At 60.4% G+C, this 16,426-nt stretch carries 15 protein-coding genes and 1 pseudogene; all 16 read right to left on the reverse strand.

The window, feature by feature from the left end:
* Positions 1–8 precede the first annotated feature (8 nt).
* The 16 genes and pseudogenes from HP556_RS01965 to HP556_RS02040 all read right to left on the reverse strand — a co-directional run bounded on the left by HP556_RS01965 (position 9) and on the right by HP556_RS02040 (position 16,408).
* Positions 9–1,214: an ABC transporter substrate-binding protein gene (locus HP556_RS01965; RefSeq protein ID WP_175365719.1), complete on the reverse strand. Its 1,206-nt coding sequence runs from the start codon at positions 1,212–1,214 to the stop codon at positions 9–11.
* Between the two features lie 550 nt (positions 1,215–1,764).
* Positions 1,765–2,520, reverse strand: a complete 756-nt coding sequence (locus tag HP556_RS01970; RefSeq protein ID WP_120292943.1) for an SDR family NAD(P)-dependent oxidoreductase — start codon at positions 2,518–2,520, stop codon at positions 1,765–1,767.
* 47 nt (positions 2,521–2,567) lie between these two features.
* Positions 2,568–4,325 carry a nitrilase-related carbon-nitrogen hydrolase gene (locus HP556_RS01975; protein ID WP_175365720.1) on the reverse strand — a complete coding sequence of 586 codons (1,758 nt, stop codon included), beginning with the start codon at positions 4,323–4,325 and terminating at the stop codon, positions 2,568–2,570.
* A gap of 15 nt (positions 4,326–4,340) precedes the next feature.
* Positions 4,341–5,330, reverse strand: a complete 990-nt coding sequence (locus tag HP556_RS01980; protein WP_175365721.1) for an acetamidase/formamidase family protein — start codon at positions 5,328–5,330, stop codon at positions 4,341–4,343.
* Positions 5,331–5,375: 45 nt separating this feature from the next.
* Positions 5,376–6,089, reverse strand: coding sequence for an ABC transporter ATP-binding protein (locus HP556_RS01985; protein ID WP_175365722.1), 714 nt, complete (start codon positions 6,087–6,089; stop codon positions 5,376–5,378).
* Positions 6,082–6,798: an ABC transporter ATP-binding protein gene (locus tag HP556_RS01990; protein WP_120292935.1), complete on the reverse strand. Its 717-nt coding sequence runs from the start codon at positions 6,796–6,798 to the stop codon at positions 6,082–6,084. The genes HP556_RS01985 and HP556_RS01990 overlap by 8 nt, the downstream gene beginning before the upstream one ends.
* The gene (locus tag HP556_RS01995) at positions 6,798–7,862 is read right to left on the reverse strand and encodes an ABC transporter permease subunit (RefSeq protein ID WP_120292933.1); all 1,065 of its coding nucleotides are present in this window, start codon (positions 7,860–7,862) and stop codon (positions 6,798–6,800) included. The genes HP556_RS01990 and HP556_RS01995 overlap by 1 nt, the downstream gene beginning before the upstream one ends.
* Positions 7,863–7,875: 13 nt before the next feature.
* Positions 7,876–8,748: an ABC transporter permease subunit gene (locus HP556_RS02000; protein WP_089267934.1), complete on the reverse strand. Its 873-nt coding sequence runs from the start codon at positions 8,746–8,748 to the stop codon at positions 7,876–7,878.
* Between the two features lie 107 nt (positions 8,749–8,855).
* Positions 8,856–10,094 (reverse strand): urea ABC transporter substrate-binding protein, encoded by a 1,239-nt coding sequence (locus HP556_RS02005; protein WP_120292931.1) that lies wholly within the window; start codon positions 10,092–10,094, stop codon positions 8,856–8,858.
* 11 nt (positions 10,095–10,105) lie between these two features.
* Positions 10,106–10,771: an ANTAR domain-containing response regulator gene (locus HP556_RS02010; protein ID WP_120292929.1), complete on the reverse strand. Its 666-nt coding sequence runs from the start codon at positions 10,769–10,771 to the stop codon at positions 10,106–10,108.
* The gene (locus HP556_RS02015) at positions 10,768–11,928 is read right to left on the reverse strand and encodes a transporter substrate-binding domain-containing protein (protein ID WP_120292927.1); all 1,161 of its coding nucleotides are present in this window, start codon (positions 11,926–11,928) and stop codon (positions 10,768–10,770) included. Before HP556_RS02015 ends, HP556_RS02010 begins: the two co-directional genes overlap by 4 nt.
* A gap of 675 nt (positions 11,929–12,603) precedes the next feature.
* Positions 12,604–12,840 (reverse strand): annotated as a pseudogene (locus HP556_RS02020) (LysR substrate-binding domain-containing protein); the annotation flags it as partial.
* A gap of 56 nt (positions 12,841–12,896) precedes the next feature.
* Positions 12,897–13,874, reverse strand: coding sequence for a DMT family transporter (locus tag HP556_RS02025; RefSeq protein ID WP_120292925.1), 978 nt, complete (start codon positions 13,872–13,874; stop codon positions 12,897–12,899).
* A complete protein-coding gene (locus tag HP556_RS02030; RefSeq protein WP_175365723.1) occupies positions 13,823–14,632 on the reverse strand; it encodes an ABC transporter permease in 810 nt (269 codons plus the stop codon). The genes HP556_RS02025 and HP556_RS02030 overlap by 52 nt, the downstream gene beginning before the upstream one ends.
* Positions 14,629–15,426: an ABC transporter ATP-binding protein gene (locus tag HP556_RS02035; protein ID WP_120292923.1), complete on the reverse strand. Its 798-nt coding sequence runs from the start codon at positions 15,424–15,426 to the stop codon at positions 14,629–14,631. Before HP556_RS02035 ends, HP556_RS02030 begins: the two co-directional genes overlap by 4 nt.
* Before the next feature lies 1 nt (position 15,427).
* Positions 15,428–16,408, reverse strand: a complete 981-nt coding sequence (locus tag HP556_RS02040; protein ID WP_246297333.1) for an ABC transporter substrate-binding protein — start codon at positions 16,406–16,408, stop codon at positions 15,428–15,430.
* Positions 16,409–16,426: the final 18 nt, after the last annotated feature.

The following is a 16,426-nucleotide window of genomic DNA, read 5'->3' on the forward strand; positions in this document are numbered from 1 at the left end:
TGTCCTGGTCACTCCGAGCTTGCGTCCAGCACCTCGCCAAACGGCTCCCAGCTCGTTCCGCTCCAGCGCTGCAACTGTAGCTGTGTCCAGACCATGTTATTGGTTGGACTGGTGTTGATCCGGATGCCGGGTGCGGCCACCGGCAACGCCATGTCGTGGATGGCCTTTGCCTGTATCACGATGTTCTTCCGCGACAGATCGTCCCCACATTGCTTGAGGATCTGCTCCAATATCATGCCCTGCATGTAGCCCGTCAGGTAACTGGTGTTGCTGTAATCCGAGCCGGGCAGATACTTTTCGAAAAAGACCTTGTAAGCCTTCACGCCATCGTCGTTCTCCCATCGCACGTCCGAAGGGTCTTTGCTGATGGTGCCGACGACGACGCCTACGGATTTGTCCAGTCCCGCCGGACGCAGCGTGCCTCCGACCGAACTGGACGGAAAGTTGATGACAACCGTCGCCTTCCAGCCGATCTCGGAAGCCTTTCGGATGGCCTGTGCGGCGAACTTTGGCGTGCCGGCGATGAAGAGCGCTTCGGCACCTGAGCTCTTGAGATTGACGACCTGCGAGTCGACCGTCGGCTCCGACACTTCGTAGGCAGCAGTTACGACGCGCTTGTCGAAATCCGCCTTCATGAACGAGCGGAAAGCGTTCACGTAGTCCTTACCCAAGTCGTCGTTCTGGTAAAGGATCGCGTATTTCGCCGTCGGTAGCGCTTTGTTCAAGAACTTCGCATAGATCTTACCTTCGGTGTCGTAGCTGACCAGTCCGGTTGTGGTCAGCGGAAACTCCTTCCCATCGGTGAACTTGCTTGAACCGCTCACCACAGCAATGCTGGGTACGCCCTTTCCTTTAAGGTATTTGGCGACGGCAGTATTTCCCGCTGTCCCGAGCTGGCCGAAGATGAAGGACACTTCGTCGCTCTCGACGAGACGCCGGACATGCTCGACGGCTTTCGGTGGGCTGTAGGCATCATCCAGAGCAATGTAGTTGATCTTTCGGCCGTTGATGCCTCCGCGATCGTTGATGGATTGGACGTAGGCGGCCAAGCCTTTGCCCGTCAGCCCGATGGAGGAGGCCGGACCGCTAAATGGGTACACCCCTCCGATTTTTATCTCTCCGGACGTGACGCCGGGAGCGTCTGCCGCGCGGGCCTCCGAGCAGCCAACCAAGCAGGCAAGCGACATCGCTAACGCAGTCGATATTCGACGCATCGTAATCCTCCCCTGAAGCTCGCCGAGTAACAGGTACGGCGGCGTGCGATCATTCGATCGCGATTTTCGGCTGAACGCCGACGCCTGAATTAGTCAGTTCTTTTTTAGAACCTGTCAATGGTGATTTCGGACCGCCTCCCCCTCCGCCTACCGTGCGCGCAACATTTCAAAGTCGGCTTTGCGCCAGGAGCTGCCAATCGCCCAAGCTGAGCCGAAAAGCCCACTGCTTCACGATAGCTCGTAGCTGTCGTATCACCAGCCGCATAGCCGCCAATTAGAGGCACATGGGGGCACCAACCGACTGAGCCCCACCTTCCAGCCCGTTTCGTTTCCACGGTCGCAGTTTGGCGTTGGCGCCGGGTTGATGTCACTCATTGCAGAATGGCGAGATCACACCGAGTTAGCTGATCGCCGATGACTGTATAGGAAATTGCAGTTTCCTATACAGTCGTCAGCGTGGATGAATTCTCATGTTTCTTAGTTCAGCAATGATCGTCGAACTATCCCGCTCCTCGAACTGATCGCGCCTCGTTTCGAAGCGGGTTCAGAGCTACACGGCCCTCGTCAGAGCACCGTCGATGATGAGGTTGGTACCCGAGATGCGGCTCGCGATAGGGCTAGCCACGAACACGACTCCGGCTGCCACTTCCTCCGCGGTTCCCATTCGACCGGTCGGATTCAAGCTCATGGCCGTCTTGTAAAGTTCGGGCGAGCCGTGTTCGATGCCCTGCCATATGCCGCCTTCGAAATAGGTGTTGCCGGGCGACACCGCGTTGACGCGGACGCCTTTGCCGGCGAGCTGATTGCTCAATCCCTTGGCATAGTGGATCAGTGCAGCCTTGAAGGCGCCGTAAGAGCCGGCGGCGAAATCGACCTCGAACCCGGAGACGCTGGAGACGATGACAATCGACGGCGTCTTCGATTTTTCCAGATAGGGAAGCGCGGCCGCCACCGCATTGACCGTGTGCATCATGTCGATGCGGAATGACTTTTCCCAGGTTTCCGCGGTATCGCCGACCGCCAGTGCGCTGACATTGCATACGAGGATATCGACGCCGCCGAGCTCGGCGGCCGCGCCGTCAACCCATTGCTTGAGGGCGACGGGATCGGCGACATCGGTCGACTTGCCCCAGGCCTTGACGCTCTTCGCCTGCAAGGCCGCAACGACGCTGTCGATCTGCACTTGCTGTCGCGCGCAAATGGCGACGTTGGCGCCCTCGCTAGCGAACATGTCCGCAATCGCACGACCGATTCCCTTACTTCCGCCCGTCACCAGAGCGTTCGTGCCCTTCAATCCCAGATCCATGGTTCACTCCTCGGTTGAGATGCCTGACTGCTCGGCTTGCACGATTGTCATCGGTGCTCTCGCGCGTACCACCCCGCAGCCTTCGTGATCAACCCGCGGTAGCTGTGCGGCATCCGCATAGCAACCAGATCTTTCCGGCGCACAACGTTGGTCGGATAGACGGTGTCGAGATTCGTGGTGTCCACCACCGCCGTCGCCGTCCCTTCGGTATCCGCCGCGATGGCTTCCCGACGCGGAAACTCGAAGGTGTCGGGGCCGAACACGCCGCTGAGGCCTGGATATCCGTTGCCGGGATCGAACACATTCGAGAACGCAAAAAACACGTTGTTCTCGCCGGCGCGAACCCGGAAGTGATGCCAGTGATAGAGATCGGCGCCGGTCGGGATCGGATAGTTCTGCGACACAAGCGATCCCACATGCGGGGTGCTGAAACGTTCCTTAATCGCTGCCGCGCAGACGATGAGATCACACCCCTTCAGCGCAAGGATGCGGCCGGCTTCAGGAAACGATGCATCGTGACCGATCAGAAGGCCGATGCGCCCGACCGACGTGTCGGCCACCACCCAGTCATCGCCGTGACGCGCCCAGGCACGCTCGGATTCCGTCAAGTGGGTCTTGCGGTAAACCGCGACAAGGCCTTCTGGCCCGATCAGGCACGCGCTGTTGTAGATCGCATCGCCGTTACGCTCGGCGATGCCGACGACAAGATACACCTTGAGCTGGGCGGCCAGACGGCAGAGCTGATCGGTCTCCGGCCCCGGAACAGTCTGCGCTCGCGCGCCGGGATTGTTGAGGCCGCTCAGCGCGAGTTCCGGAAACACGACGAGGTCGGCCTTGCCCTCAAGCTCCGCCTGCCGCGCAAGCGAGGTGATGCGCGCGAGATTTGCTTCGACGTCATCACCGGGACTCATCTGCGCGACCGCAACCCGCGACGTCCGCCCCGTCGGCCAGGGCTTGTGGCCGTACAACTTGAAGAAATCGCGAGGATTCCAGCTGAACGTATTGGACAGCAGCCCCGCATAGAGTTCGGGGCGGCGCTGAGAGAACACGGCTTCACCGCCAACACGCCGCGCGCGGGACGCGTCCAGATCCATGTCAGCTAGTGCGAAGCCGTCCCCGCCATCGATCAGGGCCGCAATTGTTCCGTCCGGCGCGATCACGCAACTGCCGCCGCTGAACTGGACGGTGCGTTCAAGTCCCCACCGATTGCTTTCGATCAGATAGCAACCGTTCTCGAACGCCCGGCTGATCCAATACGGAGCCGGTGTGCGCTCAGCGAGCCAGTTCGAGATATGGCAGATCACGTCGGCGCCCTGCAAGGCGACGAGACGCGCGGTCTCCACAAAGTGGATGTCCATGCAGATCAGCAGCGCGATGCGCCCGATCGGCGTGTCTAAGACCTGATGGCCGAGATCGCCTGCCGCCGACCATTTCGGCTCCGCAATATAGGGATGCGTCTTGCGATGCTGGCCAATCACACCTTCGGGTCCGATCAGCACCGCAGAGTTGAAATAGATGCTGTCGCTATCGACCTCCGGCATGCCGACAACAATGTAGCAGTCATGTTTCCGCGCGAGCGCTGCGAAGCGATCCGTGGTCGGCCCCGGGATCGTCTCGACGAACGGTGCGACCTCAGCCCGGTCGAACCAGCAATAGCCCGTGGTGCCCATCTCCGGCGTAACGATGAGCCGGGCGCCCGCTGTCGCCGCCGCTTCGCAGAGTTCGAGCAGCCGCGCGATATTGCGCTCCTTCTCGAACATGGTCGGTTCGAACTGAACCGTGGCAACCTTGTGCACGCGCGACATGATCGGCTTACCCTTTTAGACCAAAAATGATTTCTTGATCGAAGCGCCGAGCGTATATTTCGGATCCACCATGTTGCCGAGCCGGACGCGGCCGGTCTGGGTCAGTAGCATGTAGGCATCGATCTCCTCAAAGCCGTAATCGGCCGTCATCCAACGGCAAAGCTCGCGATAGGCGATGCGCGCAGCATCTTCCATCGGCCGCGCCGAGCCGATCGTCATGATGAAGTCGTTGGTCTCCAGCCGCGGCCAAGCAATGCTCCAGCCCTTGATCAGATCAATCTGGACCGTGGTCACGGTCGGATGCTCGATCGCGACGCCGCAGAGTTCGCCGTCGCCCTGCGCCGCGTGGCAGTCACCGAGATAGAGCAACGCGCCCTTGGTATTGACCGGCAGATAGATCACCGCACCGACACCGACGTCGGGCAGGTCCATGTTGCCGCCGTAATAGTCCGGCACCAGCGACGAAATCGCCTCGATCTCCGGCGAAGTGCCGATGGTGCCGATGAACGGCTCATAGGGCAGCGTGATCTTGTCGTTCCATTTGGTGCCGTTCTCGAGAGTGATCTCGAGCTTCTTGACGCGCTCGGGCAAAGCCGGATTGAGCAACGCGGTCTGGCCGGTGCCGACCAGCCCGCCGAATTCCGGCATGACGACAGTGGTGCCGCGCGGTTGCGGCCCACGCGGCACGATGCTCTCGATATAGACCGCGAGCGTATCGCCCTTCTCGGCTCCGTTGATCCAGATCGGCCCGTTCTGCGGGTTGAGAAAGGGAAAGTTGAGAATCTTCGAGGGGATGTCGGTCTCGTGCTTGATGGCGCCCTCGAACGCATCATGGGTTTCGGCGGAGACCACAGCGCCGGGATCGACCGTCAGCACAGGCCCTACGTAAGGGCCATAGACATAGTGGTACTTGCCCTGATCCTGTTCGGTGATCATGTGATGGGTGCCGGGTTTTCCCTTGGCGACGCCCTTGCTCGCCATGATCGAATTTTCCTGCCAGGCCATCGATTCACTCCTTCGTCTCTGTGTTGTTATGGGCGTGGGTTGGTTTCAGACCGCGAGATGACGGCGCATTTCTGCCTGATCGTCGAGCGCGGCCCGATCGAGGCTTGCGACGATGCGCCCCTTGTCCATCACGTAGCAGCGCTGCGCCATGGCGCGGATCATGTCGAGATTCTGCTCGACCAGGATGATAGTGACGCCGGTGCTGCGGTTGAGTTCGACCATGTTGCGGGCAATGTCCTGAACGATATTCGGCTGAATGCCTTCGGATGGCTCATCGAGCAAAATGAGGTGGGGATCGGCAATCAGCACACGCCCGATGGCGAGTTGCTGCTGCTGGCCACCGGACATGGTGCCGGCACGCTGGCTCCAGCGCTCCGCGAGGATCGGAAAGGCTTCCACAATCCGCCGCCGTCCCTCCTCGGGGATATCGCCCTTGATCGCAGCGCCGACGGCGATGTTTTCGGCCACCGTCAGGCGCGGAAACACGTCGCGCCCCTGTGGCACATAACCCATGCCAAGCCGCGCCCGTTTGTGCGGCGGCAACAGTTCGACGGCCTCGCCGCGATAGACAATCGAACCGCTCATCGCCGGCACGAGGCCAATCAGGCTTTTCATCAGCGTCGATTTGCCGACGCCGTTGCGGCCGATCACAGCGACGATCTCGCTCTCCCACACCTCGATTTCGAGGCCCTGCAACACCGGCTTGCCGCCGTAACCGGCGCGCAAGGCCTGCGTCGAGAGAATGACTTCCTTACGCATGGGCCTGCCCCAGATAGATAGCGGCGACGCGTTCGTCGGCGACGATCTCATCGATCGAGCCTTGCGCGAAGACCTGTCCAAGATGCAGCACCGTGACGCGCTGCGCGACCTGGCGCACGAAGGCCATGTCGTGCTCGATCGCCAACACTGTCATGCCGTCCGCATTCAATCGCTGCACCATCTCGCCCGTCTGATGCGTTTCTTCCGGCGACATGCCCGCAGTCGGCTCGTCGAGCAGCAACAGTTGCGGCTTCAGGCTGATCGCCATGCCGATTTCGAGCCACTGCTTCTGGCCGTGGCTCAGATTCCCGGCGGTCTGCATCTGCTCGGCTTCAAGGTTGAGGAACGTCAGCAACCGATCGATCCCGCGCGCGAGCTCAACGCTGCGATGCGTCCGCTGCAGGGCGATTTCGAGGTTTTGTCGGACGGACAATCCCTTGAATACGCCAGGCACCTGGAATTTGACCGACAGCCCGCGGTGAATGCGCGCGAACGGTTTCAGCGCAGTGATGTTCTCGCCGGCGAACAGAATATCGCCGCTACCGGGATGGTGTTCGCCTAGGATCAACCTGAACAGCGTACTCTTCCCCGCACCGTTCGGACCGATCAGGCAATGGATTTCACCGGCCTCAAGCACGAGATCGACCGAATTGGTGACATGCAAGCCGCCGAAATGTTTATTGAGTCCGCGAAGCTCGAGAAGCGCCATCAGACGTCTCCCTTGCTGCGGCGCGCAACGAGCCGGGAAATCAGATTCATGGCACCGAGCACGAGCCCGTTCGGCGCGATCAGCACGGTCAGGACCAGCAGCACACCCATGAACACCAGCGCGTATTGGCTGCCGTAAATGGTCAGGGCCTGGAAGGCCGCGAGCACCACCAGCGTGCCGATCACGGTCGACGTGAGATCGCTGCGGCCGCCGACCGCGACCCAGATCAACGGCAGCGCGGCCGCGGTCATGCCCATGCTCGACGGCGTGATGTACTGTCCCCACGCCGTGTAAAGCACGCCGGAAATGCCCGCGAGCGCCGCTCCGATCACGAAGGTGATGAGCTGATATTTGCGCACGTCGTAGCCCAGCATCTCCGCGCGCTCCGGATTCTCGCGGATAGCAACGATGACATTGCCAAACGAGGAGTTCATCAGGATGCGCAGGCCGAGATAGACCAGCAGCAGCAATCCCAGCACGGCGTAATAGAGTCCGATATCGGCCAACAACACGATGTCGCCACCGGACCATGGGATCGTTAGCGGCGGCATCGCGCTCATGCCATTAAAGCCGTTGAGGCGCGCCGCGCCGATGCGCCACTCAGGGCCCGCGGTCTGGGCCATAAAGCGCTCCAGCATCAGCGTCACCGCCAGCGTGACAATACCGAGGAAGACGCCGGCGATACGGCCGAAGAACATGAAATAGCCGAGCAGCAACGCAAACAGCGCGGCGATCACGACCGCCAGCACCAGCGCGGCCAAGGTGAACCCATAAGCCGAGCCGAAATTGAGCGTGAGGATGCCGTAGCTATAACCGGCAATGCCAAAAAAAGCGGTCTGCCCGAACGAGAGCGAACCGCCATAGCCCCAGATCACACACAGGCTGAGCGCGATGAACACCCAGACGAAGAAATACACGGTATTGCCGACCGTATAACCGTCGCTGAACAACGGATAGGCGCAGGCAATCGCGAACACGATGGCGAACGTAATCCAGAACGCCGGACCACGACCCACAGTCTGCGGGCCTTCGAGGCGGCGGAGGAAACCAGGCAAACCGTTCACAGCTGCGGATCCTTCAGGTTCGTTCGCGCAGCAGGAAGCCGGAGATGCCTTTCGGCAGGACCCGGACAACGATGATCACGGCGACCAGCAAACCGATCTGGCCAAACAATTGTCCCTGCCAGGAGGTCATCACCGACTTCACCACCGCGAGGATCGCGCCGGCCGGCGCGGTACCGAGGAATACGTCGGCCCCACCAATCACCACGGTGACGAAGGCCTCCATGATGAAGGTGGCGCCCATCGTCGGCACCAGCGTCATGGTGGGCGCGTACAGGCCACCTGCAAGACCGGCGAGCCCGGCACCGCAGGCAAAGGTGAGACTGTAGATCAGGCGGGTATCGACACCGAGAGCCGCGGCCATGTGCGGCACCTGGATGGTGGCGCGGGCAAGCACGCCGAAGCGCGTCCAGTTGAACAGCATATAGAGGCCGCCGAGTACGCCGAGCGCGGAGGCAAACAGCACGAGGCGATAGATGGAATAAGAATACTCGCCAACCTGAAAGCTGCCGAACGGCGTTCCGACGCCGGCCATGGACGAGCCCACCAAGATCAGCGTCCCCTGGGTCGCAATGAGGCTCAGGCCCCAGGTTGCCACGATGGTGTCGAGCGGCCGGTCATAGAGATGGCGGATCACCACGAGTTCGACTAGCGCGCCGACCAACGCGGCGACGATGGCCCCGGCCAAGATCGCCAGCGGCAGCGGCAGGCCGAGATGGACGGTGGAAGCCGTCACATAGGCGCCGCACATGATGAACTCGCCATGGGCGAGATTGATCACGCCCATCATGCCGAAGATCACCGCGAGTCCGCATGCCGACAGCACGAGAAAAGCGAATGCATCGCCGAACTGATAGAGCGCCGAGAATATATGCGTTGCGATGTCCATGAACCAACCGGGATGATGCAAATTCGAAATGCGAGGGAAACTTCAGCTCTTCGAGAACACTGTCCCGGCAGGCAGACGTACCTGCCGGGACGGCGCCGACGCCGATGTCAGGGTTTCGGCGGCGGGTTCGAGGGCGTGTACTGCGCCATAGGATCCTTCTTGGTCAGATCGCAACCGGCATCGCCCAGCCAGTACGGCTTGATGCCCTCCCACACTTTCGGAAACGAGATCGAATGATCGGCCCCGACCTTGGCGAGATAAATGGTGTGCGACATATGCTGGCTCTTCGGGTCGATACAGACCTTGCCCTCCGGCGCATCCATGCAGACATCACCGACCGCGATTACCTTGCGGATATCTTCCCGCTTGGTCGACTTCGCCCGTTCGACCATCTGCTTATAGAGATAGACTGCGAGATAGGAATTCTCGGCTTCCTGGTTCACATAGGGCTCGTTAGGGAACTTGGCCTTGAACTTGGTGTAGAATGCCTTGCTGGCCGGGGTATCGATTTCCTCGATGTAGTTGGTCGTGACGTACATGTCCTTCAGGCTTGGCGGCTTGAAGCGTTTGTGTTCGTAGCCCTGCCCGACGTTGACCGACGAGGCCATCGGCAGATTGACGTTGGCGGATGCCGCCTGCTCGTAATAGGAAGCCTGCGCAGTGCCAACCAGCAGCGTCACCACAAAATCAGGCTTTGCTTTCTGGATATTCTGGATGCTCTGTGAGAACTGGGACACGCCGAGCGGGATGAACTCCTCACCGGCCATCTTGCCGCCGTTCTCCTTGACGATGTTGCGCACCCACTCCGCCGATATCTGGCCGAAATTGTAATCCGCGGCGAGCGTGTAGACGTTCTTGCCGTACTTCTCCATCATGTAGGGAATGAGCGTGGAGAACTGCTGTTCCGGCACCGCACCGGTGACAATCATATGGCCGTCGCAAACGCCGCCTTCGTACTGATTGTTGTAGAATGCGAAGCCGTTGAACTGATCGACGATCGGGCGATAGGCCTCGCGCGAAGCGGACGAGAAGCCAGCGAATACTACGTCGACCTTGTCGCGCTGGAGCACACGCCGCATGAATTCCTGATAGCGTGTGTTGTCGGACTGGGTGTCGTAGGCGACCAGCTCAAGCGGCCGGCCGTCGATACCACCGGCCTTATTGATCTCTTCGGCCGCAAGTTGGATCGCATGCACTTTTCCGATGGTAGCCACCGCGAAATCGCCGGACTGGTCCTCCAGCACCCCGAGCTTGATCGGGGTTTGCGCAAACGCCGCACCTGTCGCGAGAACAAGCGTCCCCGTGAGGGCTACGGCGCGCAGCCCCCGCAACACATTCTTGGTCATGTTGGTGTCTCCTACATCGCTTGCTTGTTGCCGCCTCGCAGCGTGATGCTGGTCGCGCGGCCGGGAATGTCGGGCGCACTTGCCCGCCTGCTCAGAAATTCCTCGCAGTAGAGTTCCAAGTTCTGCCGCGCGCGCATGCTCTCGCGGCGAAGCTGGGAATAGGCGCTCTCTTCATCGAGACCGTCTTGCTGCATCAAGAAGATCACCGCGCGGATCACCGCGCGACGACTACGACGGCGTTCTTCGAGATCCTGAAGGCGGGCATGCATATCGCTACGCAACATGAACTGGTTCACGCCCATGAACAGTGAGGTGTAGACGGCGCCGCCATGGACCGGCTTACGCAAGAAGGAAGTCGCGCCGAGATTGACCAACGCCTTCAGACGGCTCGGCGCCTCGACGCCGACCAGACCGATCACCGGCACCGGCGGCAGGCGTGAGATGGGATTGACCTCAATCGCCACCGCGCCTTCGAGATCGCCGTCAATGAACAGGATATCGCGCTCGGACTGCAGGTTGCCGACATCGATCTGCGCGCGGCCGTCGATGATCTCGGGATATTCGGTCGTCACACCAAGTTTGGCGAGGGTGGACTCGAGTGAGCCCTCTTTTCCACCGCGTCCGATGACGACAAGAGCGCGACCGCCTTTGAAATTCTGCAGCAACCGGGATGTCATGATTGCACCACTCTGAGCACGGGAGAGCGCATTGCACTCGCAAAGCGCGGCGACGACTGAACGAGATAGGGATCTGGCGCGATTGGGCTGCGTGCCTCCAGCAGCACTTCGAACTGCCCATTGAGGGTGGAACGGGCGATCCGCGGTGTCAGCCAGGCGTGATAGGTTTGCGGATCAATGCGCACCTCGCCCTGCGGCGCCAGCAAGCTCTGGCTGGCGACCGCGGCGCGCACGGCGCGTGCATCATCGGTACCCGCCTGCTCCAATGCTGCGGCCAGAAGCTTGACGGCGATGTAGGACGCTTCTGCGTCGGCGGACGATACTGGTCCGCCGGGGAAGGCCTTGGCATAGGCGGCGATGAATGCCGCATTCGCCGGAGATTCCAACGAGGAGAAATAGACGCTGGAGCTCAAGTGCCCGTCGATAGCCTTGTCGCCAATCTCCGCAAGCTCCGGCTCTGACAGCGTGCAGCTGGCCACCGGAATTTCATTGACCTGATCGATACCACGCGCGCGGCAGGCCGCGCGGAAAGCGCGGAAGAAGGCATAGGCGCTCGTACCGATCAGATTGTTGAAGACGAAATCTGGACGCTGCTCAAGGATCGCCGATATCACCTGGTCGAATTCGGTATCGCCCACGGACAGGTAGCGCTCTGCGACCACGGCGCCTCCCCGCGCGGTCAGCGCCTCACGGAAGATGCGGTTGTTCTCCCAGGCCCAGATGTAGTTGGAGCCGACACAGAATGCGCGAGTACCAACCCGCGAGGCGAGATACTCGACCAGTGGCAGCACGTGCTGGTTGGGCGATGCTCCGGTGTAGATCACATTGTCCGAACTCTCGAACCCTTCATAATGCGACGGATACCAGAGCAACCCGTCAAACTTCTCGAAGCAGGGAATGACCTCCTTGCGACTCGAAGACGTATAGCAGCCCAAAACTTGGCGGATGCCGGCGCCAAGCAGCTCGAGGCTAAGCGCGCGGTAACGTTCAAGATCGCCCGACGGGTTCACCACGACGGGCTCCAACGTCACCGCACCGTCTGCCTCGGCATTCTCCTGGAACGCCAGCAACGCGCCGTTCAGCATCGAGCGTGCGACGACGCTGTAGGACCCTGTCGTCGAGAACATTATGCCGATGCGATAGTGCTTCCGCGCCATTAGCCGATCCAAAACAAAAAAAGCGCCCGCCGGCTGTGAAGCCGTGGGCGCCCTCGCCACCAACTGGACACGCTTGAATTTGAAGCGCGGTGTTGGAAATGGTTTGAACTTGTAGCGTTATCGGGCAGCTCTGCCCAACGCTTGCAGTTTAAGCTCCCTTAGAACGACCATACTGTCAAGCACGTTGTTACGGCGAGAGTTGCTTCAATTCATCCCTCGTTGCAGCAAAACTATGCAGGGCGCCGGGAAATTACACTGGTTGCACGAGCGCCAATGACAGTCATTGCGTCAGGATCCATTCAGACGGCAATGCGGAGCATCACCTACCATCCACAGCTATCGAATTAAATCGCAGGTCATACCCAACAGATGTATTATGAACCGGCAAACAAAAAGTATCGACCTTCGAAGACGAGTTGAATGAAAACGCCAGCAATTTGACGACCACCAACGAGGAGACCGCTTGGACCATACACTGCGACATTGCGTGGCTCTTCGTCGATTCTGTATTTAGTCCTATTAGATGAGCGGCATCTGCGAGAGGAGCTCGCTGAGCGCGACCATGGAGCCGCAGGTCAATCAACTTTCGACGCACTCGCGGTAATGCTCAAACACACTTGTAACGCCGCGGGATGAGATCCAGCCATTCAAGCACCAGTTCCCGCCCTGTCGCCATCACAGCAGCTCACGTTTCAACAGTCCACCCAGCCAGTCCGCAAAGACCTGAAACCTTCGAGAGAGATGCTGACGGTGTGGATAGAGCAGTGCCATCGGCATCGGCGCAGCTCGATGATGGGGCATCACCTCGACGAGTTCGCCCGCGTCGAGGTGGCGCTTTACATCGTAGGCCGGGATCTGGATGAGGCCGAAGCTGGCAAGGCAGCAGGCGATATAAACTTCGGCACTGAAGACCTACCCGGGTTTCCAAATTCAAGGTTGGCTTCATTCTACGCAGCAATATCCGGTAGCTACGAAATCGCCTTTCTCTCTCGCCCCAGGCGTCCCAACAGGATCAATCCGGCGAAAATCGCCGCGATCCCGACGACGTGATACCAGGCGAGATGTTCGCCCAGCCACCAGATCGAAAACACTGCCGTACACAGCGGGCTGAGATACAGAAATCCTGCAGCACGCGTCGGTCCGTTGGTGGCTACGCCGTAGATATAGAACACGTTACCAAGCATGGTAGGACCCAATCCGGTATAGGCGATCGCGCCTAGGGCTATGGCCATGTCAGCGTCGGTCCAGGCGAACCATGGACCGCCGCTGGCAACCCATGTGACATAGACCGGCAACGATACGACCAGGAGACCTGCCCAGGCAGTCACCACCGTGAGCGGCAAGGTTTCGATTACGCGCGACCATTCGCGCACACGGATCGAGAACCACGCAAAGAAGATCGCTGCGAGAAGCGACCAGAGATTTCCAAGATTCAGTTGCAGCCCGGTCAGTCGCAGCAGATCGCCCTTGCTGATGATCAGGAGCGTGCCGACAAAAGCCAGAGCGAGCCCACCTTGGCCCATTCGGGCGATCTGCCCCTGCCCCATGATCCAGCCGATCAACACGACCCATACCGGCGTCGTGGCATTGATGAAGCCCACTTCGATGGCTGGGCTTTGATAGGCTCCGCCGATCAGAAGAAACGAAAACAGGCCGACGCCGACAACGCCACCGATCGTCAATTCGCCCAGCCGCGGCCGGATCTCAGGCCAGGCGCGCCGCAGGGACGGCCACGCAATGACCGTGAGAATGACGAGAGCGGGCAGCCAGCGCCAGAACACCAGCGCCGGCAAAGGCGCCGCGTCACGCGCGGCCCGCGCGACCACATGGTTGCTGCCCCAGAGTGCCGCAGTCACTATCAGCGCAAGCGTACCGAGTGATCGCGAGCCGCCGTTCATGCCCGATCGGCGGATGACTGATGACGCCCGCGTTGCGAGACGTGCCATGGCAGGGATAGCCGCTCAGTATAGTCGACGAGAAAGAAGAGGATTGTTCCGACCACGCCCAACAACAGCAACGACACGAACACACGCACCGTATCGAACTGCCCTTGTGCAACAAGTATCTGAAAACCGATCCCCCGGCTGCCGGCCACGAACTCTCCGACGATGGCGCCCACCAGCGCGAACGAGATCGCCACTTTCATGCCCGCGAACAGACTCGGCAAAGCGCAGGGAAAGCGGATTTTTATCAATACGGCCCAAGGCGATGCCTTTGATACCTTGGCCAGCGCCAGCATGTCGGGATCCACCGACCGCAGGCCTAGAACCATATCGATGACGATCGGAAAGATCGCCAGCATTAACGCAATCGCCACCTTGGGCTCAGGACCGGTGCCCATCCAGATAACGAACAGCGGCGCCAGCGCCACTTTCGGGATCGAGTTGAGCGCCACGAGCAGCGTATAAATAGTCCGCTCGAGGAATTTCGAATAGACAATCCCAACCGCCAGCGCGACGCCGATGACGACCGCCAGTACAAAGCCGAGGCATGTCATCCAGAGCGTAAAGCCGAGATGACGCAGGAACAACCCAGGCGTCTCCAGAAACGCGGCAAAGATCGCCGACGGCGCCGGCAGGATCAGCGGCGACGGCTGGAAGACGTAAACCCCGATCTCCCACAGAACAAGAGCTGCGGCCAGCACGACGACGACATCGCGTGTTTCGTTATCGCCCAGAAACAGACGCCTTGCGAAACGCATCATTCCTTGACGATCCCCAACTCGGCGAAGTGGTGACGGATCCGGTGCACATAGGCGGCGAATTCCGGCGTGTCGCGCACTGCAAGCAGGCGTGGCCGCGGGAGGTCGATGGTGATGACATCGACCACCATGCCCGGCGCCTTGCTCATCATGACGACGCGATCTGACAGGAAAACGGCTTCCGCAATCGAATGCGTGATGAACAAGAGCGTCTTGCGCGTATCCTGCCAGATCTGCGCGAGCTCGATGTTGAGATCATCGCGGGTCATGGCATCGAGCGCGCCAAATGGTTCATCCATCAGCAGCAGGTCGGGATCGGCCAGCAGTGCCCGGCAGATCGATGCGCGTTGTCGCATACCACCCGACAGTTCCCACGGAAACCGATGCTCGAAGCCACCGAGGCCAAACCGGTTCAGCAAAGCCACCGCCCGCGCGCGTTCATCGGCGGTCGGTTTGCGGGTGAATTCGATCGACAGCAGGACATTGTCGAGAATGGTGCGCCAGTCCAGCAGGACATCGCGCTGGAACACGACGCCAAGCCGATCCGGCGTGCCGTCGAGCGGTTTGCCGCCAATGTCGATCGTTCCGAAGGTCGTCCCTTCGAGGCCGGCCACCAGCTTCAGCAAGGTGCTCTTGCCGCAGCCGGATGGGCCAACCACGCTGACGAATTCCTGCGGCCGGATATCGAGATCGATATCGACCAGCGCCGCGACCGGCCCGCGCGGGGAGGCATAAGTCTTCCCCACGCGGCCGAGCGCAACATAGGCCGCTGTTTCTGATGAAGCAGGAGGCGCCATGTTACTCAACGAGGCTGTTGGTGTAGTAGTCCGTCGCTTTCCAGCCGGCCGGCAATACGCCCGCGGCCTCCATCGACTTGCCCGCCGCTTCCCAGTCCGCCTGTGCCTGCCAGCCGATCGGCTTGCCCTGCGACGCCGACGTATTGAAGTAATCCAGCGTCAGCTTGATCTGTCCGAGCAGCACCACGGGGTCCAGCTTGGCGTCCGGACGCTCGGCGATCATCGCCTTCACGCCGTCGTCGGGATTCGTACGCAGATGCTGCCAAGCGCGTTGCTGCACCTCGATCAGACGCTTCAACGCCGGTCCCTTGCTGGCGATCACTTCGTCGCGTGCGACCAGGCCGTAGCTCGGGAACGCAATGCCCGCATCAGATGCCAACAGACACTTCGACGGGCGGGTCGCTTCCGCGAGCGGGAGCGCAGAACCGACGGTCGACATCAGACCATCGGATCGCTTGGCAATATAGGTGCCCCACAATGCGGCCGGATCGACAACTTCAACCTTGAGATCGTCACGCGTCATTCCGCCGGATTTCAGATAGACGTCTATGAAGGGCGCCCATGGGCTTGCCGCAAAGACGACGACGCTCTTACCGCGCAAATCGGCGACCTTCTCTATCGGCGACGTCTTGTCGACCAGAATGCAGAGATCGGTCTTGCGCTGGAACGTCGCGATCGAGCGAATAGTGGCGCCCTTGGCTCGCGCTGAGCCAACCAACCCCACCTGAACCTGACCGACATCCGCCTGCCCGGCATTGACCAACTGAATCGTATTGCCAGAGCCGCGACCATCCTGAATATCAACATCGAGCTTGGCTTCCTTGAACCAACCGCGGTTCTGAGCCAGATGCATGGCCGCCTGCACGCCCCACGGCGAGAAATCCAGCCGCACCGACAATTTATCCTGAGCCAGAGCAGGCGAAACACCCGCGCCGGCCGCAGCACCTAGAAGCATCAGGGTCGATAGAAAAAGCCTTCTCATATCCCAATCTCCGGTTTG

Source organism: Tardiphaga robiniae, assembly GCF_013359755.1.
GTDB lineage: Bacteria > Pseudomonadota > Alphaproteobacteria > Rhizobiales > Xanthobacteraceae > Tardiphaga > Tardiphaga robiniae.